Origin of the sequence: Glutamicibacter sp. FBE19 (assembly GCF_015524875.1) — a bacterium.
Taxonomy (GTDB): domain Bacteria; phylum Actinomycetota; class Actinomycetes; order Actinomycetales; family Micrococcaceae; genus Glutamicibacter; species Glutamicibacter halophytocola.
This window is the reverse complement of record NZ_JACKQN010000001.1, coordinates 384,214-410,174: the sequence shown is the minus strand read 5'-3', so window position 1 is coordinate 410,174 and position 25,961 is coordinate 384,214. Positions and strand designations below refer to the sequence as shown.

Below are 25,961 nucleotides of genomic sequence, written 5' to 3'. Positions count from 1 at the left end.
TTTGGGTGCATAATGAATTCAATACATAGTGTACTGAATTTGAGGAGAATTGCACCACATGACTTTCCGTGTTCCAGCAGACATCCAGAATCGCCCGGTAGTTGTAGTTGGCGGAGGCACCTTGGGCCGGCGCATTGCGGCGGTCTTCGCCAGCGGCGGATCGGCAGTACGCCTCGTCGACCTGTCCGAGCAGCAGCGCCAGGACGCCACCGAGTATGTCGCACAGACCGCGCCCGAGCTGCGCGAAAAGCTGAACCCCGTGCCCTCCCGTGCGGCTGGCCAGCTGGAGACCTTCGCCAGCATTGAAGAGGCCGTCTCCAGCGCCTGGCTGGTCATCGAGGCCATCCCGGAGCGCCTGGACCTCAAGCGCCCGTTGTTCGGCACCATGGATCGGATCGCAGACCCGGACGCCCTGCTGGCCACCAACTCATCGTCCTACGCTTCGCGCGAGGTCATTACCGAGGTCCAGCATGCAGACCGCGTGCTGAACATGCACTTCGCCATGCCGCCGGCATCCATGGCAGTGGAACTCATGAGCGACGGCCAAACAGCCACAGAAGCCCTCGAATTTCTTGAACGCGAACTGAGAGCCTTCGGCCTGCTGCCGTTCATTGCCAACAAGGAGAGCACCGGCTTCATCTTCAACCGCATCTGGGCCGCCATCAAGCGCGAGTCCCTCGCTGTGGTCGGTGAAGGCGTCAGCACTCCACAGGACGTTGATGGCATCATGCGCGTCAACATGGGGCTGGCGGCCGGGCCTTTCCAGCTCATGGACCAGGTGGGACTGGACATCGTGCTAGACATCGAGGAGCACTACCTGGCTGAGTCCCCTTGGATTCCCACCACCGCACGCGACCTGGTCAAGAGCTATGTGGATGCCGGAAAGCTGGGGAGCAAGAGCGGAGAGGGCTTCTACAAGTACGAAGCGTAGTTGATGCGCAGGCTGCCGAAAGCCGACACCACTTAGCGCCTGGCCTCGAGCCTAGAGGCGGTAAGTGGCGTGGTGGATCAAGTACTCCAATAACCGCCACAGGCTGCATGAGCCGGGTCAGGTGCCTGCGCGTTACGAGTAAGCACAGTCGGCCCCAGCGCAGGAACTACTGGGCGCGCGGCGGGAACTTCTTGTACTTGCGGTAGTGGTTGACCGCATTCAAGACCAGGTAGAGCTTGCGGCGCGGGTTCTTTTCCGCCGAGAACTTCAACGGGTTGGAGACCTTGCCGGCCTTGAGCAGCACGGCCGCTTTCCTACCGGTCCCGCTATCGAGGAATCGGCGCAGCAAGTGGTGCGGCAAGACGGTGAACAGCTGCTCGCGGCGCAGCTGCAGCACCCCAGCGGCGGTTTCCACGACGGCATCGGTGTGCGGATCCGAGTTGTCGAAGTCGGCGCCGAGGAACTCGGTGACGTAGAAACGCGCCGGGTTCACCCCAGCGGCAGTGAGGTAGAAGTGATTGCGGCCAAGGCGCGGGTTGATCTCGAAGAACTTGATCTGCCCGTCACGGCGGTCGTATTTCGCATCGATCATCGCGATGCCGCGCCACCCCAGCTCTTCGAGCATGCGGGCACCGTCGGCGGCCATCTGGTCGTTCTGCCCGGTGACGATGGCTGCCGAGTTGCCCAGCACCAGCGGCGCATGCTCCTCGATGACCACTTCGCCATAGCCGGCAAAGATGACCTTGCCTTCCTGGGTGGCGAAGTAGGTGCACAATCGCATGGCGTCATCGCCGCCGGGAACGTATTCCTGCAGGATGTAGCCGGAGGTGTAGCCGCTGCCGTCGATCCTGGACAACAGTGCCTCCAGCTCGACGCGGTTGTTGATGGTATGGATTTTCTGCTTGCCCTCGAACTTCGCGGCGATCCAATCCGCCGAGCTTGAAGGCTTGCCGATCACCGGGTAGGTGAAGTCCTTGGCCATGGCTTCCAGCTCGGTGCCCGGGTAGTAGACGGCGGTGCGCGGGTGGGCGATATCCAGCTGTTCGGCGAGCGCGTAGAAGTTTTCCTTCAGCGCCGCCGCTTCGATAATCTCCAATTCGGGATAGGGAATCACGAAGTGGGCTTCGAGCTGCGCGCGGTGCTTGGCGATCAGCATGATGTGGAAGTCCAGGGAACCGAAGAGCATCAGCGGGCGGGCCGAATCGGCGGCCAGCTCGTCGGCCAGATCGATCAGCGCCGCAACCACTCGCGACTCATCTGCCATGGAGCCGATGGGGCGCAATTCGATGGCCACCGAATGCTCGATCACCCCGTTGCCTGCGGCGGGCAGCACTACCGAACGGACCCCGTAGGCCTCGTAGAATTCGCGGGCCAGGGTGTAGGTGCCGATGTCGCCGCCGAGGATGACGGGGACAAATGGCTGGGTTGGATCAATTGCCACAGTGCTGTGTTCCCTACTTCTTGCGCCAGTTCATGTACTTTTCGAAGGCCCAGGCCAGCGGCTTGTTCAGCGCCAGGTCCCATTCGCCATTGGTCTGCACAATGTCGCAGCCGGTGTTGGTCTTGAACTTGGTCAGGCCCGAGAGATGGTGCTCCTTGTCCAAGGTGGCGCTGACGCCGCCCTGGTCCAGGTAGCGGCAGCCGGCGGCGATGGAGTCTTCCACCATGCGGTTCATGATCGCCTTGGGCGCGAAGATCTTGCGCTGTTCCGAGGACGAGGCCCCGTAGAGGTACCAGGCCAGGTTCGACGAGCGGATCACGATGGAGGCCGCCAGATCCACGCCTTCGTTGCTGGCGATGTACAGGGTGCAGGATCCTGGCACCGCTTCGTTGAGCACGCGGTGCATGGTTTCGAAGTAGCCCAGCGGGCGGCCGGTGAATTCCTGGCGGTCTGCGGTGTGGTTGTACAGGGCATGGAAGCGTGCCATATCCGAGGTGTCGCCCACCTCGATTTCCAAGGTGCTCTTCAGTGCCTTGCGGGTTTCATTGCGGGTGGTGGCCGAGTAGCTGGCCATGACCTGTTCCACGTCCAACTGGTTGCCGCCCTCATCCTGCAGGGCAACACGGGCCACGAATTCCGGCTGGCCTGCGCCGAAGTCCAGCCCGACGTCTTCCTTGGTGAAACCGAGGTCCAACAGGGCGTCGTTCAGCGCCAGGGCTTGGGCTGAGCTGCTCTTGAGCTCCAGGTCGGCCAGCTGGGTGAAGCCTTCTTTGCCGAGGTTCTTGCGCACCGCTGCCGCGGCCCAGGTGCGCACTTCCCGGCCCGGGCCCATCTTCAGCTGGAAGGAGCCACGGTTCTTGAGGTAGGCGGCCAGCGGGCGGATGACGTTTTCCGCACGGTGGGCCTGGAAGTCGATCACCGGGCCATCGGGAACGTAGGCCAGGGTCTTCTTGATCACGGGGGCGGCCCGGTGCAGCACCAGTGCGGCGCCGACCAGTTCGTCCTGGTCGAAGAAGCCGAGGGATTCACCACGCCACCCGCCCTTGACCCGGGCCCATTCAGGACGCTGCAGGAAGCTGACGTCGTGGGCGGTTTCGAGGAAGGCTGAGTGTTCGGCGCTGGAAATCGGACGCACGTGCAGGTCGTTGTGGCTCACGGGTGAAATCCTATCGTGCTTCGCGGGCTTAAGCGGGGAGGCTTGATACCCCCAGGGGGTACTTGACTTAATACCCCGTGGGGGTATTATCGAAGTATGGAAATCACCCAGAACCCGGATGCCCAGGCACAGCATCACGGTTATCACGCGGACAAGTCCGCACTGGAACGCCGCCTCAAGCGCATCGAAGGCCAGGTCCGCGGGGTCGCCAAGATGGTCGATGAAGACAAATACTGCATCGACATCCTGACCCAGATCTCCGCCATCAACGCGGCATTGCACAAGGTCAGCGTGCAACTGATTGACGATCACATCGGCCATTGTGTTGTCGACGCCGCGAAGACCTCGATTCAAAGCGGCGACCCCAGCATCGTCCAGGACAAGATCGCCGAGGCCACGGCCGCGATTTCCCGGCTGGTTCGCTAGGCGCACCCCTCCCCCTATTTCAGATTCACACAGAATTCATCGAAAGAGAGCAAGATCATGAGCCACAACTGCAACTGCGGATGCTCCTCCGAAAACAACTCCAGCAGCTCCCAGGGGCTGCAGATCACCACTCGTGAGCAGGCCACCGAGCTGACCACCCAGACCGAGATCAAGATCTCCGGGATGACCTGCGGCCACTGCGTCGCTTCGGTCACCGAAGAGCTCAAGGAACTGGACGGCGTCAAGGACGTCGATGTCATTCTCGATGCCCAGGGCATCTCCACCGCCACCGTCACCGCGACCGGCAAGCTCAGCGAAGCCAGCCTCCGCGAAGCGATCGACGAGGCCGGCTACACCGTCGAAGCAATCAACGCCTAGCCCATCAGCCAGGCACCAGGCCGCCATAGGCGGCAGGAAAGTGCAAGGTAGAACAATGACTTCCCATGCGCCAGAACATGCGCTGCCCGAAGCGCGCACCGTCGACCTGGATATCCAAGGCATGACCTGCGCATCGTGCGTAAACCGGGTGGAACGAAAGCTCGGCAAGCTTCCCGGGGTCACCGCCTCGGTCAACCTCCCCCTGGAAACCGCCAAGGTCCAGGTCCCGCACGATATCAGCGATCAAACACTGATCAGCACCGTCGAAGCCGCCGGATACACGGCGACACTCAAAAAGCCGACGGTCCCCGAACACGACGAGCATGGGCACGACGAGCACGCCGGCCACCAGCATCTGGTCCCCAGCCACCTGTTTCTGCGCCTGGTCATTTCGGCGCTCTTCACCATTCCGCTGTTTGTGATCTCGATGATCCCGGCGGCACAGTTCCCGCACTGGGGCTGGGTGGCTTTTGCCCTGGCCACGCCGGTGGTCTTCTACGGCGCCTGGCCGTTCCACAAGGCCGCGGCAATCAATGCCCGCCATTTCTCCTCCACCATGGACACCTTGGTGTCCCTTGGCGTGCTGGCCGCCTACCTGTTCTCCGCCATCCAGCTGATCCTCGATCCGCAGGTGACGGCGCACACCGGCATGGCCATGAGCGAACACGCGCTGTACTTCGAGACAGCTGGCGTGGTGGCCACCCTGCTGCTGCTCGGACGCTATCTGGAACACCGCGCCAAGTCGTCGGCTTCCGATGCATTGAAGTCCTTGCTGAATTTGGGCGCCAAGGACGCGGTGGTTCTCCGTGATGGCCAGGAGACCAGGATTCCGGCCGCCCAATTGCAGGTCGGTGAGCACTTTGTGGTGCGGCCAGGTGAAAAGATCGCCACCGACGGCATCGTCGTCGAAGGCACCAGCGCCGTCGACACCTCGCTGCTCACCGGCGAATCGGTCCCCCAGGAAGTCATGGACGGATCCGAAGTCACCGGTGCAACACTGAACACCTCGGGACGGCTGGTCATCAAGGCGACCCGCGTCGGCTCCGAAACAACGCTGGCGCAAATGGGCAAGCTGGTCTCCGAGGCGCAGTCGGGCAAGGCTCCGATTGCCCGATTGGCCGATCGCATTTCGGCAGTCTTCGTGCCGATTGTCTTGGCCATCGCGGTAGCCACCTTTGCGATCTGGTGGCTGGTTAGCTCCGATCCCTATCAGGCCTTCAGCGCTGCGGTTGCCGTGCTGGTTATCGCCTGCCCTTGCGCGTTGGGACTGGCCACGCCGATCGGCCTGCTGGTTGGCACCGGCCGCGGGGCGCAGCTGGGCATCTTGATCCGCGGCCCCCAGGTCCTGGAGGATACCCGCAACCTGGACACCATCGTCCTGGATAAGACCGGTACCGTCACCACCGGCGTCATGGCGCATGTGGGCACCAGCCCGGTTCCCGGGGTCGATGCCGACGAAATTCTCGCGTTGGCAGCAGCCGTTGAGCACCATTCGGAGCACCCGATTGCCCAGGCCATTGCCCGGGCCGGCGCCGAACGCGGCCCACTGGAAAAGGCAACGGATTTCCGCTCGGAGCCTGGTGGCGGAGTGTCCGGGATCGTGGCTGGCAAGCAGCTTGTTGTCGGCCGGCCCAGCTGGCTGGAAGCACAGGGCACGGTGCTGGATTCCACGGCGCACGCGCTGCTGAACGAGGCCGAGGCTGCAGGCTCCACCGCAATATTGGTATCAGTTGACCAGCAGTTCCAGGCCATCATCTCGGTGGCCGACCAGATCAAGGACTCCTCCGCGGCGGCCATCAAGGCATTGCAGCAGCGCGGACTGCGGGTAGTGCTGCTCACCGGTGATAATACCTCGGTGGCCACCAAGGTGGCGGCAAAGGTGGGCATCGACCCGCAGGACGTTTTTGCCGGGGTCTTCCCCGCCGACAAGGCCAAAGCCATTTCCTCCCTGCAGGAACAGGGCAAGGTCGTGGCCATGGTGGGCGACGGAGTGAATGACGCGCCGGCGCTGGCCCAGGCAGATCTTGGGATCGCCATGGGCTCAGGCACCGATGTCGCCATCGAGGCAGCGGACATTACCCTGATGGGCAACGATCTGCACCAGGTCAGTGCCGCCATTGACCTGTCGGCCAAGACCTTGGCCACGATCAAGATGAACCTGTTCTGGGCTTTCGCCTACAACACCGCTGGCATCCCGATCGCGGCCCTGGGGCTGCTGAACCCGATGATCGCCGGGGCGGCCATGGCGGCCAGCTCGGTGCTCGTGGTCGCGAACTCGCTGCGCCTTCGCAGCTTTGGCAAATAGCCCGCCGCGAGGGGTCTCCCCGGGCCCCTCACGGCGGACGGAGGCCGGCAAGCAATCCACGTGGAGGCCCTGGAGATACCCAGCTGCACTTGGAAACCGGCACATCCCAAGGTCCCAGCATCCTACAAAAGTATGATTGACAGATCGCGATTATTTGTGAATTAACCAATCTGACTATGCAAGAGTTAGCCGTGAATATAGTTAAATACGTAATATTCGCGAATATTGGATCAACTTCCATGATCCCTTGCTAGATTTCATGGCGTCAGCGCAAGTTGATGCAGCACCATTCATCATCACAAAACACGGAGGACATCATGGATCTGATCAACACCATTCTTGAACTGCTCGCCAGCCTGCTCGGAGGCCTGGGCGGCTAATTACGGCCCCAATAAAGCAAAGGCCACTTCGCGCCAACGGCAATTCCCGCCGTGGCCGCTGGGACCACCTTGCACATTGCCACCCTGGTTCTCCTGCAGCACCGGCGGCACTGCGTGCCACGACCCCCGTGAAGTCCACTGGACCTTCATGGGGGTCGCTTGCGTGCCAACCAGGCAGATGAGTGGCGGCACTGCACCACCATTCGTCGATGCGATGAGCGTCTGCGCGATGAGCAACAGTGAAACCTTCCGAAATGCGATTTGCATCACATTCATTATTCTGCGCATACTGTGATGGTAATCACCTCAACTGTCGTTGGTACGTGGCGCAACAGAGCCGTCCTCTCTGAGGGCGGGCGGCGCAGGAGCCATTTCCTCCCCGGAAAGCTCCCAAGCAGCCATACCGCCACGGGACGGCAACTCTGGAAAGCAGCGCAGAAAGGACTGCGCTCACCGGGGAGAGCAAGCTTCGCCCAGTAGTCGGGTTGAAGTGAAAACTCCCAGGTACCAATGCAGATGGAGAGATACCACGAACAGTGCCGCTTTCAGCGCGTAGGATTCGAGGGATCTTTCCAATGGCAAAGGCAGCAGTTGCTCTCAGCGCAGCGGGCTGGAGTTGTCTTCCCGGAGCACAGGCGAGCCTGGCGTTCTCAGCAAAGTAAGTTGCTAGGCGTCACGCCATGCTCCTGGAAGGCAACCAGCATGAGTACCGCCTGTTCTGATCCCACACTGGACTGCGGACTAGCCAATGGCCACTTCCGGCTCACCACCAATGGCAGGGCCAGCGGCAGCGGCCTGTTTATCAGTCGGCAAGGCCGAAATGCGCCAGGCTCGACAGCGGCCCCAGCTGATCCAGCATCGCCTTCTACTGCCCCGCAGCCTGCGTATTCACTGGGCACCCTGTACGTTGACCTCGATTACTGCGACGATGACAAGTGGCGGTCTCTGCCCAGCACCATGGGATAACCCTCCGCCTTGCAAGGAGATGCGCCATGACTAATATCCGACAGATTTCACGCGCTCAATCACCGGTTCCCCTGGCGCCGGAACAGCGATTAGCAGTTCTCCAGGATTGGATTCGAAGCAAGGAATCATTCACTGCGTCCTACCGATTCGAATCGACCAGCACCGCACTGGAATTCATCACACTCGTCGGGCTGCTCGCGGAAAAGGTGGGTGTCCACCCGCACGTGGAATGGCGCATTGACGTTGTCAGCCTGCGCCTGGGCCATGGCCCGAGCACGGAGATGACCGGGGATGAAGTGAACCTGGCCCGACGCATTTCGGCCGAAGCGCACCGGCTTGATGGTGCTGCCTTGATTAATTGCGAATCCCGTGAGGCAATTGCCTGACCCAATTCCCCAGACCCACTTGGCGCTCATGTGCCGATGGGACAACTTCCCGATGCTGGCCCGGCAGGCACGCAACCGCAGCACCCAGCGCCGTCATATCCACACGGTTAATAAGCAGGCTGGAAGCCAGTTCTGAACTGGCCTTGTGAAAGATCAACAGCGCTGCGCCGACCACAGAAGCCGCGCGAATGGCCCAGTTGCGCCAGCAGGCAAGTCCAATGCAGATCTTGCCGGCAATTTCCAGAAACGGGGCGATCCAGCTCCTCGGTTCCAAGTCGAGGGCCGCGACAAGCCAAGAAGCTGAACAGCTGGACCTCCATGATTTCAAGAACCAGTGAGGGCCAGCTGTTAGCTGCATCCGGCTGGCTACGGAATTCGGGCTTGAAACAGAATTTTCATGCCTTCACTATTGGCCAGAGGGATTGCCTGCACGCACCTGGGTCCCCTGAAGCCCATGGCATGCAGGTCTCGCTAATCCGCCAACCCGAGATCCTTGAGCATGAATTTGGCGCCCTTTTCACCGATCAGGATCGATGGCGCATTGGTATTTCCCGTAGTAATTCTCGGCATAATCGATGCATCGATCACGCGCAGCCCTGTTAGGCCATGCACCTTGAGCTCTGGGTCGACAACTGCCCGTTCGTCCACGCCCATCGCGCAGGTTCCGACCTGATGGTGGTAGGTCACCGCGTTGTTGCGGATGTAGACTTCGAGCTGCTCGTCATCCTGGACTTCTGGCCCTGGATAGACCTCCTGTGCTCCCCAGGATTCCGCGAGTGCTTCTTGCTGGGCTATGCTCCGGCACTGCTTGATGGAGAACAGGAAGGCCTGGATGTCGCGAGGGTCAGCCAGTGCGTTGAGATCGATATTCACCGGATCATCCAGGTCCGGTCCGCTCAGTGTGAGCTCGCCGCGGCTATAAGGGGTCACGATCCCGGAATGAAGAGTGAACGCGGTGCCCTCGACAGGCTCCATCCCCGGCGAATACATCGGAACAGCAAAGAAGATCGGCTGGGTGTCCGGCACGTCGAGATCATCACGGGATTTCGCAAACAGGTGCGACTGGGATACCGATACGCCCTGGCGCGGCGCCGGAATATCGCGCGCAGCGGTCTTCGCGATGACCGGCGCCAGCAAATGGTCATGCAAGTTCTTTCCCACCCCTTGCAGGGCATGCACCGGTGCCACCCCGGCCTGCTGCAGCTCTTCGGCGGGTCCGATTCCGGAGCGCAGCAGGATTTGCGGGGACCCCAAGGCACCGGCACTGAGCACAACATGGTCCGCGGTCAGCTGGCGCATTTGCCCATCCTGGCGGTAATTCACGCCAACGACGGCGCCCTGCTCAACAATGACCGAGTGCACCTCGGCACCGGTAATGATCGTGGCCTGTCCTCGGACCGGCTTCAGGTAGGCCTTCCAGGTATTGATGCGCAGCCCGTCGACGATGTTGACCTGCTCCTTGGAGACCCCGTCCAATACCCCGGAATTGTAGTCGGGGTTGAAGGGGACGCCGGATTGCTCGGCCGCCTTGATGATAGACGCGTGGATCTCATCCAGTTCGTAGTCATTGTCGACCGGAATGGGCCCGCCGGCTCCATGGACATCGCTGGCTCCGCCGGAGAAATCTTCGATATCCCGGTACACCGGAAGCACGTTCTCCCAGGCCCACTCCGAACCGCAGTGCTCCGCCCAGCCATCAAAATCCTGCTGGGCACAGCGAACCCAGATCGTAGCATTGAGCGCATGTGAGCCTCCAAGGACCTTGCCGCGCGGCAGGTGCACGCGTTTGCCGGCAGTGCCTTCCATGGGCGTGGTGTAGTAGTCCCAATCGTCGGGGCTGTGCCACAGCTCCCCGAGCCGCGAAAGATCATGGATGGCGGGATTGGTGTCTTCTCCCCCGGCCTCGAACACGGTCACGTCGGCACCGGCATCGATCAACCGGCGGGCAACCACCGATCCTGCCGAACCAGCACCGACCACAATGACAGATACCTTGCCCATGGAAACCCGCTTTCTGCAATCCTCCAGCCCACGCCGTTGCGGGCCGCGAAGTCATGGAACCAGTGTGCCCCGGCCCACAGGCCGGAAATTGGCTCTGCGTGCAGCGCCATTGCCATCGAGCGCACAGGGCGCCTCAGCGATCACCGCCCTTTTCGCAGGGCCCGCAATTCGTCAACGCGCACTAGCACCACGCCAGCGACAATCAGCAGGCCGCCAAAGAGCTGCACCAGTCCCGGCAATTCCGAGAGCAGCAGCCACGCCCAGAGCACCGCGAATAATACCTCGGTCAGCGAAATGAAGCTGGCCACCTTGGAGCCCAAGGCCCGTGCCGCCATGACCCCGGTGGTGTAGGAGAACACCGTGGCGATCATGATCAGCCCGACCAGGGCCGCCCACCAAGGAGTCTGGAATCCGGCGAAGGATCCGTTGCCCGCAGCAAAGGTCATCGGAAGGATTCCCAAGGCGCCCACCAGCAGCATCGTGATGGCGCCTACGGCCATGCCTCCTGCGGAGAGCATGATCGGCGGCAGCGCCCCGTCGACCTTGGCGCTGATGAAAAAGTAGACGGTCAGCCCGACGGCTGCTCCGAGCCCCCAGAGGACCCCGATCGGATCGATGGTTGATGCTCCGGTCAAATCCAGCACCGCGATCAAGCCCAGCAAGGACAACAGCGTGCCGGCTATGGTGGCTGCCGAGGGCCGCTTCTGATGCCTCACCCACAGCACCAGGACGATGAGCACCGGCGCCAGATACTCAAGCAGCAGAGCCACGCCCACATCCAGCCGCTGCACGGCCAAGAAATAGCACAGCTGGCAGGCTCCCACGCCAAAGAGGCCAAAGAGCAGGATCGACAGCCAATTGGTGCGCACCAGCACCCATCGTCCACGCATCGCAAGAACAGCCGGGATGGCCAGCACTATCGCTGCCCCGGCCATGCGTGCGGCTACCGCTGCGGTGGGGCTCCAGCCTGCTTCGAACAGGCCTCTGGCAAAGGAACCGGAAATTCCAAAGGCCGCCGAGGAGGCCAGGGCAATCCAGATTCCCCTGGCTTGGCTGCCGCCGTGCGCTGATGGTTCCCGGGTGCCTGCAGGCAGCTGCGAGCCGGTGGTTTCGCTCATGGGTGTCGATGTCTTTCACGAAGAATTCCAAGCCCCGCATAAGGGGCAACAATGCATATGGGCATGACGATACGGTTAGGCTTGAGAGGCAGTCAATCCACCCCTCGCCCAGGAACGAATTATGACCTTTGCCCCAGATATCGTCGCTTCGCTGAAGACCGTCGTGAACCTCTTGAATACCGAGGTGCAGATCATCGACATGCTCTCCACCGTCGCTGATCTGGACGAATTCCTCGACGCCGAAAACTTCGAGGGGTCCCGCGCGCACAACCAGGCGGAGCTACGTTCCATCCGCCAGCTGCGCTCCCAGCTCAAGGGCGTCTGGACCGGCAGCGAAGAAGAGGCCGTTTTCAAGGTCAACCAGATCCTGCGCAACGCCAATGCCCAGCCGCAATTGATCAAGAGCGAGAAACTCGGCTACCACCTGCACGCGACGACGACCAGCACGCCCTTGTACGACAGGTTGGCAGTGGACGCCGCCATGTCGCTGGCCGAGGTCATTCGCGCCGGCGGCATCGAGCGGCTGCGGATCTGCGCTTCTGCCGACTGCCGCAATGCCCTGCTGGACCTGTCCCGCAACCGGTCAAAGATCTATTGCGATACCGGGAACTGCGCCAACCGCGAGCACGTACGTGCCTACCGGGCGCGAAAGGCCGGCAAGTCTTCCTAGCGGAGGCGAACTGCTGGCGAAGGCCACGGCGCGTTCTCGCATTTAACCCGATCAGCACCCTATGATGAACACACCACCGGTACATCGGTGGTGCAGCAGTTGAAAGGGCAGGTCATGACTCAGGAAACACACGCTTCAGACGACTACGAGGCACGGCTGGAAGCTGCTCACAGCAACCCGATTGTGGCGGCAGGACGCTGGGTTGTCGCACTGGCTTCGGCGACCTTGGGTGATGGCGAGTTCGAAGCCAACGAGCCGCAGGTCGTGGTCCATTCCCGTGAAGATGATTCGGTAATGCTGCGCATCACCACCTCCAGCCTGGAAGAGGCAGAGCGCCTGATCGTGCAGATCCGCGAAGACCTGGAAAATCTGAGCACCGAAGAATTCCGTGCCGAGTGGGAACAGGCGGCTGACCGGGAACGGTAGCCGCACACCGGACTAGTGCTCGACGAGAATGCCGTCGATGTCCGCGTAGACCATCGCGCCGGGGCGCACCTGCACATCGCCGATGCTCAGCACTTCATCAACCGCGCCATGCGAGCGCTTGACGGTTTTGCGCGGATTGCTGCCCAGGGCCTTGATGCCCAGTTCCAATTCCGCCAACGCCGCGCGGTCGCGCACGGCACCGTAGATGATCACGCCAGCCCAGCCGTTCACTTCGGCGCTGGCGGCAATCATGTCGCCCATCAGCGCATAGCGCAGCGAGCCGCCGCCATCGACAACAAGCACTGCGCCGTTGCCCGGGAAGCTCAGGATCTCCTTGATCAGCCCGTTGTCTTCGTGGCATTTCACGGTGCGGGCTGGTCCGTGGAAGGACAGCCGTCCGCCGAAGTCCTGGAATTGCGCCGAGACGGACTGCAGCGCTTCACCGTGCTGGTCGTACAGGTCTGCGGTGCTGATGGGATCCTGCTGCATGATGCTCCTTGGAGGTCTGCGATGGTCTTCCACCACTCAGCATATCCGCGAGCGACCAGTCGCCGGTGAACGATGCGTAACTTGGAAGATTTACCTGCATTGGATCCACGGGTAAGACTCCTCATGCACGGGCAACCTTACCGAATAGAATGAGCCCCAAGACCTGGCTTCAGGAGTATACCTAAGGGCAGCTCCTCCGAGCCCGTCAGATGTAAGTACGGCTACTTGCTGGCCTCCATGCCATAGCCAGAGTTCGCCTTCACTCATCCAGGCTCCTTTTGACCCGCACATGCTGATTAGTGTTCTCATAAGTGCGGGTCATTTTGTTTCGCAGAGCCAGGGCATCATTGGAATGCCGTGGCGCTACGAGCAAATCGAGTCCGAGGCTATCCAAAACATTCAGGAGCGAGGCGACTGTTCCTGGTCTGCCGTTTTCAATTTGGCTGATAGTTGTCCTGGACACGCCTAGGGCTTGTGCTAGGTCGTCCTGGCTCAGACCGAGTTCAACGCGACGTTGCCGAATCGTACGGCTGAGCGATTGAAGGTTGTTGCTCAAGACTCACCTCATTTAATGTACTGAAATCTAAACATTATCGTGCGAAATTCATTAAAGTTCAGATTTTTGTACATTAAACGAACGTTGCACTTAAAGTACAGAAAGCTGGACAATAATCAACACTCGAGTCGCCGTGGCCGAGCCGTCTGGCCAAGCAACTGAAGCGATAGGTATCACGATAGACCGCAACCAGCCGCGAGCAAGTAAATCGCTACGGACAATTTAGAATTCGGTAATCAATATCAATTCAGTTCACAAGGAAAAAACACCTGGGCTTTAGCGCTCAAGCTCCCGCTGGTACGCCGCGGCATCCAGGGAACCCAAGCGTGAATGGCGGCGCCCGTAGCCAAGGTAGATGCCGGCGCCGACAATCATCCACAGCCCGAAGACCACCCAGGTGATCCCGGCAAGGTTGAACATCAAGAACAGGCAAGCGGCAATGCCAAGGATGGGAGTGGCCGGGTACAGCGGCACGCGGAAGGTGCGCGGAGTATCCGGCTGGGTCTTGCGCAGGTACATGACCGAAACACCGACCAGCGCAAAAGCGAACAGCGTGCCGATGCTGGTGGCTTCGGCCAGCTGCCCCAGCGGAATCAGCGAGGCGGCAATGGCGACCAGCAGGCCGGTGACGCAGGTGCCGATCACCGGGGTATGCGTCTTGGGCGAGACCTTGGCGAAGAAGCGCGGAACCAGGCCGTCACGTCCCATGGAGAGCAAAATGCGGGTCTGGCCATACAAGGTGGTGAGCACCACCGAAACAATGGCAATCACCGAAGCCAGCGCGAAAGCCACCACCAGCCAGCGCTGCCCGGTGATCTCAGAGACGATCTGCACCAGGGCAGCCTCGGAATCGGCGAACCAGTTCCACTCGCGGGCGCCAATCGCGGCAACGGCGACCAGCACGTAGATGGCGGTCACCAAAACCATCGCGATCATGATGGCACGGGGCAGGTCCTTCTGCGGGTTCTTCGCTTCCTCGCCCGCGGTGGAGGCCGCATCAAAACCGATGTAGGAGAAGAAGACCATCGAGGCGGCACCGGTGACACCGGCTGCGCCCATGGGCAGCAGCGGGGCGAAGTTCCCGGCGTTAAAAGCCGTGAAGGCGACGATCACGAAGAAGATCAGAATCGCGATTTTCACCAGCACCATGATGGTATTGGCCATCGCGGATTCACGGGCTCCGCGCACCAGCAGAACGGTGGCCAGCACCACGACGATCAACGCCGAAAGGTTGATCACTCCGCCTTCGCCCGGCCCGCCGGCCAAGCTCTCGGGCAATGACAAGCCGAAAATCTGCAGGGTCTGGTTCACGTAGGCCCCGGCTCCGACAGCTACTGCGGCCGCGGAGACCGCGTACTCCAAGACCAGGCACCAGCCGCAAATCCAGGCGACTCCCTCGCCCAGGGTGGCGTAGGAATAGGAATAGCTGGAACCGGAGACCGGAACCATGCCTGCCATCTCGGCGTAGGACACCGCGGAGAGCAGTGCGGTGATGCCCGCCAGCACAAAGGCGATCCAGATGGCTGGCCCGGCCACCGGCACGGCAGATCCCAGGATGACCAGGATGCCGGTGCCCAGGGTGGCGCCCACCGAGATCATCACCAGCTGCATGACACCCAGCGATCGCTTCAGCGTGCCGAGCCCGGCGTTGCTGGCGGCGTCATTGGACATCGCATTGATGGACTTGCGCCGCAGCAGCTGCTTGCCCAAAGGGGTGTGTCTGGCCGGCGGGGTGGTACTGGTGCTACTCACGGGAAATCCTTGATACGTATTTGTCGCAAACGGGAACGCGCCGGGACTATCGGTAAAGGACAGTCCCAGCGCGTGATCTTTGGCTAAGCTTTATAATCAGTCTTCAAACTTCTTGTCCGGGTTGGCTGAGGATCGGTTCACTCCGGTCCCCTTGCCCAGGTCTGGATCATTCTCCTTGCCTGCCATGGTCATCACCGAGATGACCAGGAGGCAGGCGATGAAGGCAATGCCGAAACAGGCCAAGCCGATGTCGAAACGCAGCGGATTCTGCGATCCGCCGGTGGAGCTGACCAGGCCGACGACTCCCGCGACGATCGCCATGGCCAGCGAGAAGCTCAGTGGGCCCTTGATCGACTGGCTCCACGGCTGCTTCTTCTTGTTGTTTCCCACCAGAAACTCCGTTTCTACTTTTCCTGCAGACTTCAAGACTAGTTGTTTTCTTGCTCCGGCATATCGGCCGCGTGGGGCGCTTCAGCCTTCATCTCGTGGCGATGGCCGAATCCGGCAATCAGCTCGAAGACTGCAAGGACAATGGTGCCGCCGCCAATCAGGCCGAAGAGCGCGTGGGCATCCATGCCGCCGCTGAAGCACAGCGCCATGGCCAAAATCACGCCCACCGCACCGGTGACCAGCTGGTTCCTGAACGGCGGGAAGGCGTGGCGGAGCTTGGCGAAAACGTAGAGTTCAGCAATACCGGAGGCCAGGAAGGCGAAGGCCGCGATGTATCCGATCCATGCCACGGAGGTGGCGAAGATGGTGGCGATGCCGGCCAGCAGCATCAGTCCGGCGCCTGCGGCATAGGCGCCGCGGGACTTTTCCGGGGCACTGCCAACCACCACGTACTGCCACATGAATACGCCGGTGACTACGAGGAACCCTGCCGTTGAATAGGCCAGGGCCTTCTGGTCCGCCCCGATCCAGAAGATCGAGAGCAGCGCGTAGGCCACCGCAGTGAGTCCGCGCAGGAAGACCGGGCGGAAAACATCTTGGGCTTGGGTTGGGGTGGTTTTTGGTGCAGGCACAATTTCTATTCTACCGCGCATAGAACTAACCGCCAGTTCAACGATGACGGAAGCGGGGATCTGCGCTTTTCCGCTTCAGCTTTCCAATGAAAATTCCTAGCTTGGGACTTCAGCGTGCAAGAGCTCTGGGGCTGGTTTCGTTGTTCCGCTTCGCTACAGGCACGGCCATGGTGATTTCAGTTCATAAGCGGACAAGAATTGGTTGGGGCACCTAGCAGCCAATCAGAGGGGTTGATCGCCAGCATTCCCTGAAGCTTGGTCGGAAGGCACCTGCTTCTTTTTCACACGTAGCAATGCGGTGACCAGGTAAGCCGTGGCAGCCAGCAAAAAGAAGACACCCACGAGGATATCGTCGGTAAAGAGATTCCATACGCCCACAGCTCCCGTAAGCAAGGCGAGCATCAAAGCTATTTTCCATGACATGGATGTGCTCCACATTTCGGTGCCTTTCCCCTACATGGTTGTCGAGTAAATACTCTACGTTCCCGTTAGCCTTCCGGCTAAGTGCTTCATCTGAACCGCGCCCGCAGCACCCAACCGCACCTGCAATTCTCGAATCTGCAAGGGAAGTAAGCTCCCGGCCATGCAGGTGGAATGCAGGGACTTAGCTCATGCGCCGGCGGATCAACGACTCATCCAGGTCCTTGATCGAGGCCGCCCCCATCAGCTGCATGGCAACTTCCACTTCCCTGGCCAAGAGTTCAATGGCACGGCTGACTCCCTGCTCGCCACCGGCCATCAGTCCATAGAGATAGGCGCGGCCAATGAGCACGAAGTCGGCCCCGGCGCATAGCGAGGCGACGATGTCCGCACCGGACATGATGCCCGAGTCCAGGATGATTTCCATGTCTTGGCCGACTTCGGCGCGAACCTCGCTCAGCGCTTCAAAGGCAATCGGGGCGCGGTCCAGCTGGCGTCCGCCGTGATTGGATACAACGAGTCCGTCAGCGCCGGCCGCCTTGGCTTTGGCGGCGTCTTCGGTAGTAAGCACCCCCTTGACGAAGAGCTTGCCCTTCCACAATTCGCGGATCCATTTCAGGTCGTCAAAGTCCAACGAGGAGTCGAACATGGAGTTGATGATGGTTGGCAAATCGGCCGAGGTGCCGGAGAGCGAAGCGAACTTCAGCGAATCGGTGGTCAGGAAATTGAACCACCACTCCGGACGATAGGAGGCATCAATGATGGTCTTGAAGGTCAGCTCCGGCGGGATCTTCATGCCGTTGCGCGTATCGCGGTGGCGCTGGCCGGCAACCGGAGTATCAACAGTGACCAGCAAGGTATCAAAACCTGCCGCTGCGGCACGTTCCACCAGAGCCGCGGACTTCTCGCGGTCCTTCCACAGGTACAGCTGGAACCAATGGCGCCCTTCGGGTGCAGCGGCCGCTACTTCCTCGATGGAGCGCGTGCCCATGGTGGACAGGCTGAACGGGATGCCCGCCTGTTGCGCTGCGCGCGACCCGCCAATTTCGCCCTCGGAGTGCATGAAGCGGGTGAAGCCGGTGGGGGCAATGCCAAAGGGCAGCTTGGATGCTGCACCGGCAATGGTGGTGGATAGATCCGAATGCGCGGTGCCATGCAGAATCCGTGGCAGGAGTTCCACCGAGTCGAAGACCTGGCGTGCGCGCCGGGCTGTGATCTCCCGGCCAGCGGCTCCGTCCACGTAGTCGAAAGCCGCGGTGGGAGTTCGTCGCTTGGCAATGGCCCGCAGGTCCCACACGTCGGCGGCAGCCGCCAGCCGCGCCGTGCGCCGGTCAAGGGATGGGGCCTTGAACTTCATCAAGCTCACCAGCTCGGACAGATCCGGTAGTTGTCGTTTGAGATTTCCCATTTATTGCCCTCGCTGCTTGCTGGCTTTCGATGACGCCACCGCGTAAGATTCCTGAAATATATTTCATGCCAGACTAAACTGTTTATCAGATCAGCACCTAGCGCAGGTCGCAAAGTTACGCCCGGAAGATTCGGAGAATCATGGCCAGCTCGCTCTCCGACCGACTCACCGGCATCTTGCGTGAACGCATCAACCGCGGCGAACTCGCACCCGGGACGGTGGTGATTGAACCGGCTTTGGCGCAAGAGTTTGAAGTTTCCAAAACTCCCGTCCGTGAATCCTTGCGGCAGCTCGCCAGCGAGGGGCTGCTCGAGGTCCTGCCTAAAAAGGGCTACCTCGTGCGCGCCATTTCGCTGAACGATATTTACGAAGTCCTGGAATTGCGGCGGCTCCTTGAACCACACGTGGCATCCGAAGTTGCCGCACTGCACTCGGCGCAACTGGCAACCAGCCTCAGCGCCCACCTGAAAGACCAGGAAGAGCTGGCAGTCAGCGATCCCATTGCTTCCATGCACGCGGCCCGCCAGTTCCACAGCGAACTGTGCGCGGCCTCGCGCAACTCCCGGATCACCGCCAGCTTGGAGAACTGCCTAGCGCAAACCGCGCGCGCCCATTATGTCCTGCCTTCCATGCAACCCTACATGTCGCAATCCGGGGAACTCGCCGAACACCAGCGTATTCTGGCCGCTATCCAGAATTCCGATGCCGGCGCAGCCCATCAGGCGATGGCCGAACACCTTGATTCCATCCGCCGGGCCATGCTGGGCGAATACTCGGTTCGGCAGTCACCGATAAGCTGACAGCAGTTCTGCCACCAGAAACCAGGAGCACACCCATGCAGCACCAGGCATCGGCCTATCCCGCGGTCAGCGCCGATGTACTGGTCTCCTGGAAATGCAATCTGAACTACACCATCGTCGTCTGGGTTCACCAGGGCACCGCGCGCGTGCATTTTGAAGATGAAGTCATCTCGCTGCGGCCGGGCCAGGCGCTATGGATTCCTCAGCGCACGGCTCATATGGTTGAACACGCTGCCGATAGCCTGGCCTTGGCGATCCTCATCCCGGCGCGCCATAGCGGGCCGGCGACCGGCCGGCTGCTGCGAATCGAAGTTCCGTCGGGACAAACTGGCTGGATGTTCTACCTCATGCTGCTCACGCTCTCGCCGTTGCATCGGGGCCAGATGCCGACGGCGCGTGTTGCGGAGCACCTGGCCCACTTTGTTGTTAAAGAGCACCGCTCTCCAGCATCGCCTCTGCCACCGGCGCGCCACCCGGCGTTGGAACGTGCGCGCAGGCTCTTGCGCCATGAACCGGCAACTGTGCGCACCCTTGGCGATGTGTCCGCCCGGCTGGCGGTTTCCGAACGTACTTTGCGCCGGCAGATTTCCGCCGAATATGCCATGGGCTTTGACGATTTCCGGCAACGCTGCCTCGCTGTGGACACCACCCCGGATCAAGACCGACCATGGCAGCCGGTGCCGGCCATGGCTACTCGCTGGATGAGTTTTCCGCAGCATCGGTATGCGCTGTGGGCCTACCAGGGACGCGGTTCCGTGAGCCTGTCCGCCCCCGGCGCGGACGAGCAGCAGATCCACACCCAGCGCCTGGAGGCCGGCGAGCTATTGGTGATTCCCGACGGTTATTCGGTCCGCCTGTCCATTGATTCCGGAGCGCTCTTCTTTCCGTTGAGCATGCCATTGGCAGGCAGCGGGCAACGCACGCATCTGCGCCTTCCGCTGCGCATTCCTCCAGAACTCGAGCCGCAGCTGATGCGCCAAGCCATCGCCCACATCACCGCGCTGCGGCCGCCGCACTTTGATCGGCGCGAAGTTTTCACTTTGTTGGAGCGAGGCACCCATTACCCCGGGCTGCGCTGGCCAGAGGACCCCAGCCTGGCGGGCATTGCCCGGCGCCTGCTTCTGGATACCGCTGGAGCCGCCAATATCGCCGAGCTGGCCGCGGAACACGGACTAAGCCCGCGGAGCCTGCAACGCCAATGGCGCGAGGCAACCGGCCAATCGCTGGCAGCTTGGTGGATGGCCTATCGCATGCAGCGTGCCGAGGGCATGCTCGCGGCCGGTTTTTCGATAAGTTCCGTGGCCCGCTGGGTGGGCTACGGGCATGTCCCGAATTTCTCGCGCGCCTTTCTCGCCGCACGGGGTCGTCGTCCCGGTTCCGTGCACCATTCCACAGTTTCCGGACAAAGAAATATCTATTAACGACAAATTTCTTTTGCATCCGAGAACCCGGCATTCACGGATTTTCTAGGCCTTATGGCCTCGGAGCCGGGCTTCTCCCGGCCTTTGATGTATGGGTACCCTAACTGGCTAAGGATAGGCTCTCATCTCGTTATTGCTCGTTCGCCTTGCTCCTGGATCCTGCCCTGTGCAGCATCGAGCAAGCCACCACCAAGGAGAGAATCCAGGTGCGTTTCAACCTTCGTACGATTGCTTCAACCTCCGTGGCCGCGGCGCTGATGCTGGGCCTCGGGGCCTGCACCGCCAGCGGCTCCGCTACGCCGGAAACCAGCGACACCCAGTCTTCGGCCACTCAACAGAGCCAATGGCCACGCACCATCACCGATGAAAAAGGTTCGGTGACCATCGAAGAACAGCCCAAGCGCATTGTGAACACCGCAATGTCCACCACCGGGTCCCTGCTGGCCATTGACGCACCCGTGGCTGCCACCACTGTCACTACCCCCGGACCGGAAGCCGACTCCAACGGATTCTTCACCCAGTGGAGTGAGGCAGCTGCTGCCGCCAACGTGCAGCCGCTGTACAAGATCGGCAACTTCGATCTGGAATCAATCATCGCCCAGGACCCCGATCTGATTGTTGTCTCAACCTCCGGCGCCGACTCGGTGATGGACCACTACGACCAGCTCAAGGAAATCGCCCCTACCATCGTGGTGAACTACTCCAATAAGGACTGGCCAGAGCTAACTCGTCAGTTGGCTGCGGCCACCGGGCATGAAGCTGAAGCGGAGAAGATCATCTCTGAATTCGACGAACGAGCGGCACAAGTCAAGGAAAAGCTGGCTATTCCGTCTGGCACCACAGCCTCCATCGTTTCCTACAACAAGGGCTCGGCCTCCCCGGTAGGCAAGACCACCGGACCACACTCCCGGCTGATCACAGCCCTCGGCTTTGAGGTCGTCGAGCCACCGGAAGAGTACAACACCAACCCGCAGAAGCGTGATGACTTCGTCTTCACCTCGTACGAGGGTCTGGCTAAGTCCGCCACCGGCGATGCGACCTTCCTGATTGCGGCCACCGAGGACACCGCCAAGAGCTTCCTCTCGGATCCCACCTTGGCCAACTTGCCTTCGGTCAAAAGCAAGAATGTCTTCCCGCTGGCCAACTCCTTCCGCCTGGACTACTACTCATCCAGCCAGATCCTGGACTACTTCGAGAACGACTTCCCTTCCTTGGCAAAGTAAGGCCACGTGTTCCAACCGCGCCCCACACCAGGACGCCGCGCACCACTGCTGTGGTGGGCGGCTGCCTTGGCCACGCTCTGCATCCTGATAGGCTGCTCCTTTGCAGTCGGCTCCGCTTCCATCGGGCTGCGCGAATCATTGCGTGCCGTCACCGACTTCGACCCCTCCAATACCGAGCATCTGCTCGTGCATGAGCTGCGCATTCCCCGTACCTTCCTGGCCATGCTGGTCGGCGCGGGACTGGGGCTGGCCGGAGCGCTCATGCAATCGCTCACTCGCAATCCGCTGGCCGAGCCGGGGTTGCTCGGCGTCAATTCAGGAGCCGCCTTTGCGGTGGCCATCGCCATCACGCTCGGAGTGATCCAGCCGGCGGTGCTGATGCTCTTTGCCTTTATCGGCGCCGGCATCAGCGCCATCGCCGTCTTTATGCTCGGCCAGCGCAGCACCCGGGGAAATGACCTCTCCCGCATGGTCCTGGCCGGAGCCGGACTCTCGGTCATGCTCGCGGCAGCAACCACCATTTTGATCATCGGAGGAACCTCGCAAAACCAAACTAAATACGCTTCCTGGGCCACTGGTTCGCTGCAAGGGCGCGGCTACGATGTCCTGCCGACCACCCTGGTCGTGATCCTGATTGGCGCGGTGCTGGCCCTGGGCATGTCACGCACCCTTGATGCACTTGCCCTGGGCGAAGACTCTGCCAAGGCCCTGGGTATTAGCACGCAACGTTCTTGGGTACTCGGGCTCCTGGGCATCGTCCTTCTCTCCGGGGCCGCTACCGCGGCAGCCGGACCGATCAGCTTTATCGGCTTGGCGGCCCCTCACGCCGCGCGCATGCTAACAGGAATCCAGCACCATCGCCTGCTTCCTCTGTCCATGGCCTTGGGGGCCCTCGCATTGCTCATTGCCGATATCCTCGGTCGAGTTGTCGTGATACCCGACGAAGTCGGCGCCGGGGCCATGAGTGCATTGATCGGCGCACCGCTATTCATCCTGTTGGCTCGACGCATGCTCAAGGCAGGTAGCTAATGGCAAAAAGCCACTACACGAAGTCACGCCGGCATACGGTGATGATCACTCTGGGTGCGCTCCTGTGCGTATTGGCCATCGTGGCGCTGGGCACTGGAACCATTAGGCTAGCGCCCGCAGAAGTACTCAGCGTCTTGGGCGGATACGGCAGCCAACGGGATCGGCTGGTCATTGGCTCTATCCGCGCACCACGTGTATTGACCGCCATCGGGGTGGGCGCGGCCTTGGGCGCGGCCGGAGCCAGTTTCCAATCCATCGCCCGCAACCCGTTGGGCAGCCCCGATATCATCGGCTTCACCACCGGGGCAGCCACTGGCGCGGTGGCGCAGATCGTCGTGTTCAATGCCGGTGCCCTGGCCACGGCGGGTGCGGCGATGGCTTGCGGCCTGCTCACCGCAGGGCTGGTCTACTCCCTTTCCTATGCTCGGGCACGCACCGGCGGCCAGCGCCTGGTCATCATCGGCATCGGGGTCAGCGCCATGCTCTCGGCTGCCAATACACTGCTCCTGGCCAAGGGCGACGCAGACCTGGCCGCACAGGCCAACCTCTGGCTCACAGGTTCATTGGGCGGACGCAGCTGGCCTGATGCGCTGTTGGTCTTGCTGGCACTGGCCTTCCTCCTGCCGGTCCTGTTGTGGCAGTCCACCGGGATGACCCTGTTGGAAATGGGCGACGACGCGGCGCGTGCCCTGGGCGTCGGGGCCGAAACCGTGCGCCGCGTAACCATCTTCACCGCGGTCTGCCTCAGCGCCGCGGCCACCGCGGCGGCCGGACCTGTAGCTTTCGTGGCCTTGGCTTCAGGGGCGGTTATTCGCCAGTTGATCGGTTCGCGCAACGTACCCATTGTGCCCGCGGCGCTCACCGGCGCCGTCTTGCTGCTTGGCTGTGACGTGGCGCTGCAACAGCTGCCCATGCAGTGGCAAATGCCCATCGGCATGGCCACCGCACTCGGTGGCGGCCTCTACCTGCTTTTCCTGTTGACCCGGGCTCCTGCACGGCGCTAGCAACCCCCAATATTCACTAACCCGAAGGAGTCTTCCCTGTGAGTGCCCATACTTTGATCGTCAAAGAAATTCTGGACTACACCCCGCGGATGCGCCGCGTCGTCTTCCACGGGGAGGGCGTACGCACCTATGCCGCCGACGGGCCAGCCGTCCCCAATATCAAGATCTATTTCCCCCGTCCCGGGCAAGAACTGGATTTCCCCCAGCTTGATGCCAGCACCGGCCGGTGGCACTTTGCAGGTGACCAGCGCTCGAGGGTGAGGACCTACACGGTTCGCTGGCTTGATGCCGATGCCTCGCGGATGGCCATCGACTTTGTCCGCCACGGCGACGAAGGACTGGCCAGCGCGTGGGTAGAGAGGATCAGTGCGGGAAGCAAGCTCGGCGCTTTCGGCGGAGGTGGACGAGTACTCAAGCCCGGCGGGACAGCGCTCATGTTCGGCGATGAAACGGCGCTGCCGGCGATCAGCGACACCCTTGAGCAGATGCCCGAAAACCAGGAAGGCGAGGTGTTTATCGAGGTGGCCGACGCGCAAGAAATCCATGAACTGCGTGCGCCAGCAGGAATTCGCATCACTTGGCTATCGCGCGCCGGCGCACCAGCGGGCAGTACCCATAACCTGATCAACGCCATGGAAAGCTATCAGGTGGCACACCCGCAGCAGATCCACCTGTGGGTGTCGGCCGAATCTGAAGTGGTTCGATTTGCCCGCTCATGGGCTACACAGGCCGAAATCCCCAAGGCGAACCGCCTGATTATCGGCTATTGGCATCGGACCCTCGATGAGGTGTCCTATGCCTATGATTCGGACCATGACCGCGTCGCCGACGAGATGGCCTACGAACGCCCCGGCCATGAAGAACATGCGCACTAGGCCCGGCACGGCCTCGGGGTCCCCGCGCTGTTTCGGCTACCTGAATGCCACCCGGCCCGATGAAGAATTACGCGCCTGGAAGCACGCACTCCGCAACGGCGAGCTGCACACCCCGGTCTTTGAGGCAACGGCAGATCCAGCCCTGGTGTACGCCCATTTCCTTCTGGCCGATGATGGGCAGCCTGCGCCGCTGACCGCAGCGATCTTGTCGGCCAATGCGCTGGTGGATCACCGTGATCTCGCCGCCAGCGAATTCGAGAAAATCGCGGACGGCTTGTGGGCGGTGACCTTGCAGGTTCCCGCCGATTGGCGTGCTGGCTACCGCATCACCACCCACCGTGGCGCGGGTCTGCCCGCATGGCGCATCGAAACCGAACGCCGGCCTATCCGGCTGGCCGCCGACGCCGGAGGAATTGATGAATCCAATCAGTTGGTGGGAGCAACCATGAATGGCGCCCCGGTGTCCTTGGCCTATGCCCCTGCCAGCCGGATTCCTAGCTCGCTGGCGACTGCGACCCCGGACTGGCACCGCCCTGGTCCCGCGGTCGGGGGCTGGGGAGGGCCGGGACAAGCACCTGGAATCAAGCACCCCAGGCTGCATCATCACGAGCTTTATGATGAAAATTGCCAACGCCCCCGAGACCTGTGGATGTATGTACCGGCCCAGGCCATTGGCCCTACACCACTGGCCATTGTGCACGACGGTGCCACCTACGCTCGGTTCCTTGCGGCCGCGGAATCATTGGATGCAGCCATTGCTTCCGGCGAGCTTGCCCCGCTGCATGTGCTGTTCATCGACAGCACCACTGTTCAGATCAGAAGCGAGGAACTCCCCGTGCTCGCGGGAACCACTACTTCTATCGCCGAGCAGTTCCTGCCGTGGGCCCGCAATCATTACCGGATCTCCATGCGCCGCGACGACGTGCTAATTAATGGTGCTTCCTTTGGCGGTCTGGCAGCCCTGCTGATGCTCTGCCACTACCCGCATCTGGTGGGTCGCGCGATCGCACAGTCCCCCTCCCTATGGCACACCGACCTTGCAAAGGACATCGTGGCGCTGCCGGAAAACAGCACGGTGCTGATCCAGGCTGGCTGTTACGAAACGGATATCCACGAGGGGTGCCTTCGCCTCATGGAGCACCTGTGCCAGTATCCGCCGGCGGGCCAGGTGGACTTCGAGTCGCTGAGCGGTGGGCATGACTGGTCATGGTGGAATCCGGAACTGCTCTGCGGACTAGCCAGATTCTTCCCCGGAGCGGCCCACACCGGCGGGTCGATATAGCGCCCGTTGCCGGCACCGTGCTGGTCGCCCAGCTCCGGCACAGTTCCCAGAGCCCCAGTGGGCGGGGTGGACATGAAAGGTGCTGGTCTGGGCAAC

General features: G+C 61.5%; 27 protein-coding genes. 16 read left to right on the top strand and 11 right to left on the bottom strand.

Going from position 1 to position 25,961, the window contains the following annotated elements:
- Positions 1 to 58: 58 nt before the first annotated feature.
- Complete coding sequence (locus H6F58_RS01840) at positions 59 to 931, top strand: 3-hydroxyacyl-CoA dehydrogenase family protein (RefSeq protein WP_195180968.1); 873 nt, start codon at positions 59 to 61, stop codon at positions 929 to 931.
- A 166-nt stretch (positions 932 to 1,097) separates the two neighbouring features.
- Here the strand turns inward: H6F58_RS01840 and H6F58_RS01835 are convergent, their stop codons facing one another.
- Complete coding sequence (locus H6F58_RS01835) at positions 1,098 to 2,372, bottom strand: carbamoyl-phosphate synthase (protein WP_195180967.1); 1,275 nt, start codon at positions 2,370 to 2,372, stop codon at positions 1,098 to 1,100.
- 13 nt (positions 2,373 to 2,385) lie between these two features.
- Positions 2,386 to 3,528: a peptidoglycan bridge formation glycyltransferase FemA/FemB family protein gene (locus H6F58_RS01830; protein WP_195180966.1), complete on the bottom strand. Its 1,143-nt coding sequence runs from the start codon at positions 3,526 to 3,528 to the stop codon at positions 2,386 to 2,388.
- 96 nt (positions 3,529 to 3,624) lie between these two features.
- Between H6F58_RS01830 and H6F58_RS01825 the strand changes: the two genes are divergently transcribed.
- Genes H6F58_RS01825 through H6F58_RS01815 form a run of 3 tightly spaced genes read left to right on the top strand, consistent with a single transcriptional unit; the run spans position 3,625 to position 6,637 of the window.
- Positions 3,625 to 3,954 carry a metal-sensitive transcriptional regulator gene (locus H6F58_RS01825; protein WP_060702801.1) on the top strand — a complete coding sequence of 110 codons (330 nt, stop codon included), beginning with the start codon at positions 3,625 to 3,627 and terminating at the stop codon, positions 3,952 to 3,954.
- 57 nt (positions 3,955 to 4,011) lie between these two features.
- Positions 4,012 to 4,332: a heavy-metal-associated domain-containing protein gene (locus H6F58_RS18070; RefSeq protein ID WP_146276568.1), complete on the top strand. Its 321-nt coding sequence runs from the start codon at positions 4,012 to 4,014 to the stop codon at positions 4,330 to 4,332.
- Between the two features lie 55 nt (positions 4,333 to 4,387).
- Positions 4,388 to 6,637: a heavy metal translocating P-type ATPase gene (locus H6F58_RS01815; RefSeq protein WP_195180965.1), complete on the top strand. Its 2,250-nt coding sequence runs from the start codon at positions 4,388 to 4,390 to the stop codon at positions 6,635 to 6,637.
- A 380-nt stretch (positions 6,638 to 7,017) separates the two neighbouring features.
- Here H6F58_RS01815 and H6F58_RS17910 read toward each other — a convergent pair whose 3' ends face one another.
- Positions 7,018 to 7,287, bottom strand: coding sequence for a hypothetical protein (locus H6F58_RS17910; protein ID WP_206693388.1), 270 nt, complete (start codon positions 7,285 to 7,287; stop codon positions 7,018 to 7,020).
- 432 nt (positions 7,288 to 7,719) lie between these two features.
- Here H6F58_RS17910 and H6F58_RS01810 point away from each other — a divergent pair, with 432 nt between their 5' ends.
- The 3 genes from H6F58_RS01810 to H6F58_RS17905 are packed head-to-tail and all read left to right on the top strand — an operon-like array spanning position 7,720 to position 8,505.
- Positions 7,720 to 7,983 carry a hypothetical protein gene (locus tag H6F58_RS01810; protein WP_195180964.1) on the top strand — a complete coding sequence of 88 codons (264 nt, stop codon included), beginning with the start codon at positions 7,720 to 7,722 and terminating at the stop codon, positions 7,981 to 7,983.
- 26 nt (positions 7,984 to 8,009) lie between these two features.
- Positions 8,010 to 8,369, top strand: coding sequence for a 4a-hydroxytetrahydrobiopterin dehydratase (locus H6F58_RS01805; RefSeq protein WP_195180963.1), 360 nt, complete (start codon positions 8,010 to 8,012; stop codon positions 8,367 to 8,369).
- Positions 8,362 to 8,505: a hypothetical protein gene (locus H6F58_RS17905; RefSeq protein ID WP_206693387.1), complete on the top strand. Its 144-nt coding sequence runs from the start codon at positions 8,362 to 8,364 to the stop codon at positions 8,503 to 8,505. Before H6F58_RS01805 ends, H6F58_RS17905 begins: the two co-directional genes overlap by 8 nt.
- A gap of 335 nt (positions 8,506 to 8,840) precedes the next feature.
- On the opposite strand, the gene H6F58_RS01800 is transcribed toward H6F58_RS17905, so the two are convergent.
- Together H6F58_RS01800 and H6F58_RS01795 are read right to left on the bottom strand one after the other, a co-directional pair.
- Positions 8,841 to 10,370 carry a GMC family oxidoreductase gene (locus H6F58_RS01800; RefSeq protein WP_195180962.1) on the bottom strand — a complete coding sequence of 510 codons (1,530 nt, stop codon included), beginning with the start codon at positions 10,368 to 10,370 and terminating at the stop codon, positions 8,841 to 8,843.
- A gap of 140 nt (positions 10,371 to 10,510) precedes the next feature.
- Complete coding sequence (locus tag H6F58_RS01795; RefSeq protein WP_195180961.1) at positions 10,511 to 11,488, bottom strand: EamA family transporter; 978 nt, start codon at positions 11,486 to 11,488, stop codon at positions 10,511 to 10,513.
- Between the two features lie 121 nt (positions 11,489 to 11,609).
- Between H6F58_RS01795 and H6F58_RS01790 the strand changes: the two genes are divergently transcribed.
- Positions 11,610 to 12,158 (top strand): CGNR zinc finger domain-containing protein, encoded by a 549-nt coding sequence (locus H6F58_RS01790; protein ID WP_146276580.1) that lies wholly within the window; start codon positions 11,610 to 11,612, stop codon positions 12,156 to 12,158.
- 114 nt (positions 12,159 to 12,272) lie between these two features.
- A complete protein-coding gene (locus H6F58_RS01785; protein WP_146276582.1) occupies positions 12,273 to 12,584 on the top strand; it encodes a hypothetical protein in 312 nt (103 codons plus the stop codon).
- A gap of 12 nt (positions 12,585 to 12,596) precedes the next feature.
- On the opposite strand, the gene rraA is transcribed toward H6F58_RS01785, so the two are convergent.
- From rraA to H6F58_RS01750, 6 genes are all read right to left on the bottom strand, one after another.
- On the bottom strand, positions 12,597 to 13,073 hold the full coding sequence (gene rraA, locus H6F58_RS01780) for a ribonuclease E activity regulator RraA (RefSeq protein ID WP_146276584.1): 477 nt from the start codon (positions 13,071 to 13,073) through the stop codon (positions 12,597 to 12,599).
- Between the two features lie 832 nt (positions 13,074 to 13,905).
- A complete protein-coding gene (locus H6F58_RS01770; protein ID WP_244652257.1) occupies positions 13,906 to 15,300 on the bottom strand; it encodes an amino acid permease in 1,395 nt (464 codons plus the stop codon).
- Between the two features lie 177 nt (positions 15,301 to 15,477).
- Positions 15,478 to 15,771: a hypothetical protein gene (locus tag H6F58_RS01765; RefSeq protein ID WP_236995204.1), complete on the bottom strand. Its 294-nt coding sequence runs from the start codon at positions 15,769 to 15,771 to the stop codon at positions 15,478 to 15,480.
- A gap of 38 nt (positions 15,772 to 15,809) precedes the next feature.
- Positions 15,810 to 16,403 (bottom strand): DUF308 domain-containing protein, encoded by a 594-nt coding sequence (locus tag H6F58_RS01760; protein ID WP_194943695.1) that lies wholly within the window; start codon positions 16,401 to 16,403, stop codon positions 15,810 to 15,812.
- Between the two features lie 222 nt (positions 16,404 to 16,625).
- The gene (locus tag H6F58_RS01755) at positions 16,626 to 16,826 is read right to left on the bottom strand and encodes a hypothetical protein (RefSeq protein ID WP_146276592.1); all 201 of its coding nucleotides are present in this window, start codon (positions 16,824 to 16,826) and stop codon (positions 16,626 to 16,628) included.
- A 181-nt stretch (positions 16,827 to 17,007) separates the two neighbouring features.
- Positions 17,008 to 18,231, bottom strand: a complete 1,224-nt coding sequence (locus tag H6F58_RS01750) for an alpha-hydroxy acid oxidase (protein ID WP_146276594.1) — start codon at positions 18,229 to 18,231, stop codon at positions 17,008 to 17,010.
- A 140-nt stretch (positions 18,232 to 18,371) separates the two neighbouring features.
- On the opposite strand from H6F58_RS01750, the gene H6F58_RS01745 reads away from it, so the two are divergent.
- From H6F58_RS01745 to H6F58_RS01715, 7 genes are all read left to right on the top strand, one after another.
- Positions 18,372 to 19,031: a GntR family transcriptional regulator gene (locus tag H6F58_RS01745; protein ID WP_146276596.1), complete on the top strand. Its 660-nt coding sequence runs from the start codon at positions 18,372 to 18,374 to the stop codon at positions 19,029 to 19,031.
- A 35-nt stretch (positions 19,032 to 19,066) separates the two neighbouring features.
- On the top strand, positions 19,067 to 20,452 hold the full coding sequence (locus H6F58_RS01740) for a helix-turn-helix domain-containing protein (RefSeq protein ID WP_195180960.1): 1,386 nt from the start codon (positions 19,067 to 19,069) through the stop codon (positions 20,450 to 20,452).
- Positions 20,453 to 20,658: 206 nt separating this feature from the next.
- Positions 20,659 to 21,675: a Fe2+-enterobactin ABC transporter substrate-binding protein gene (fepB, locus tag H6F58_RS01735; protein WP_146276600.1), complete on the top strand. Its 1,017-nt coding sequence runs from the start codon at positions 20,659 to 20,661 to the stop codon at positions 21,673 to 21,675.
- A gap of 6 nt (positions 21,676 to 21,681) precedes the next feature.
- Positions 21,682 to 22,704, top strand: coding sequence for an iron ABC transporter permease (locus H6F58_RS01730; protein WP_309245048.1), 1,023 nt, complete (start codon positions 21,682 to 21,684; stop codon positions 22,702 to 22,704).
- Complete coding sequence (locus H6F58_RS01725; RefSeq protein WP_171919295.1) at positions 22,704 to 23,708, top strand: iron chelate uptake ABC transporter family permease subunit; 1,005 nt, start codon at positions 22,704 to 22,706, stop codon at positions 23,706 to 23,708. Before H6F58_RS01730 ends, H6F58_RS01725 begins: the two co-directional genes overlap by 1 nt.
- Positions 23,709 to 23,746: 38 nt before the next feature.
- Positions 23,747 to 24,583, top strand: coding sequence for a siderophore-interacting protein (locus H6F58_RS01720; protein WP_195180959.1), 837 nt, complete (start codon positions 23,747 to 23,749; stop codon positions 24,581 to 24,583).
- Positions 24,564 to 25,865 carry an alpha/beta hydrolase-fold protein gene (locus H6F58_RS01715; protein WP_206693386.1) on the top strand — a complete coding sequence of 434 codons (1,302 nt, stop codon included), beginning with the start codon at positions 24,564 to 24,566 and terminating at the stop codon, positions 25,863 to 25,865. The genes H6F58_RS01720 and H6F58_RS01715 overlap by 20 nt, the downstream gene beginning before the upstream one ends.
- The last annotated feature ends 96 nt before the right edge of the window (positions 25,866 to 25,961 follow it).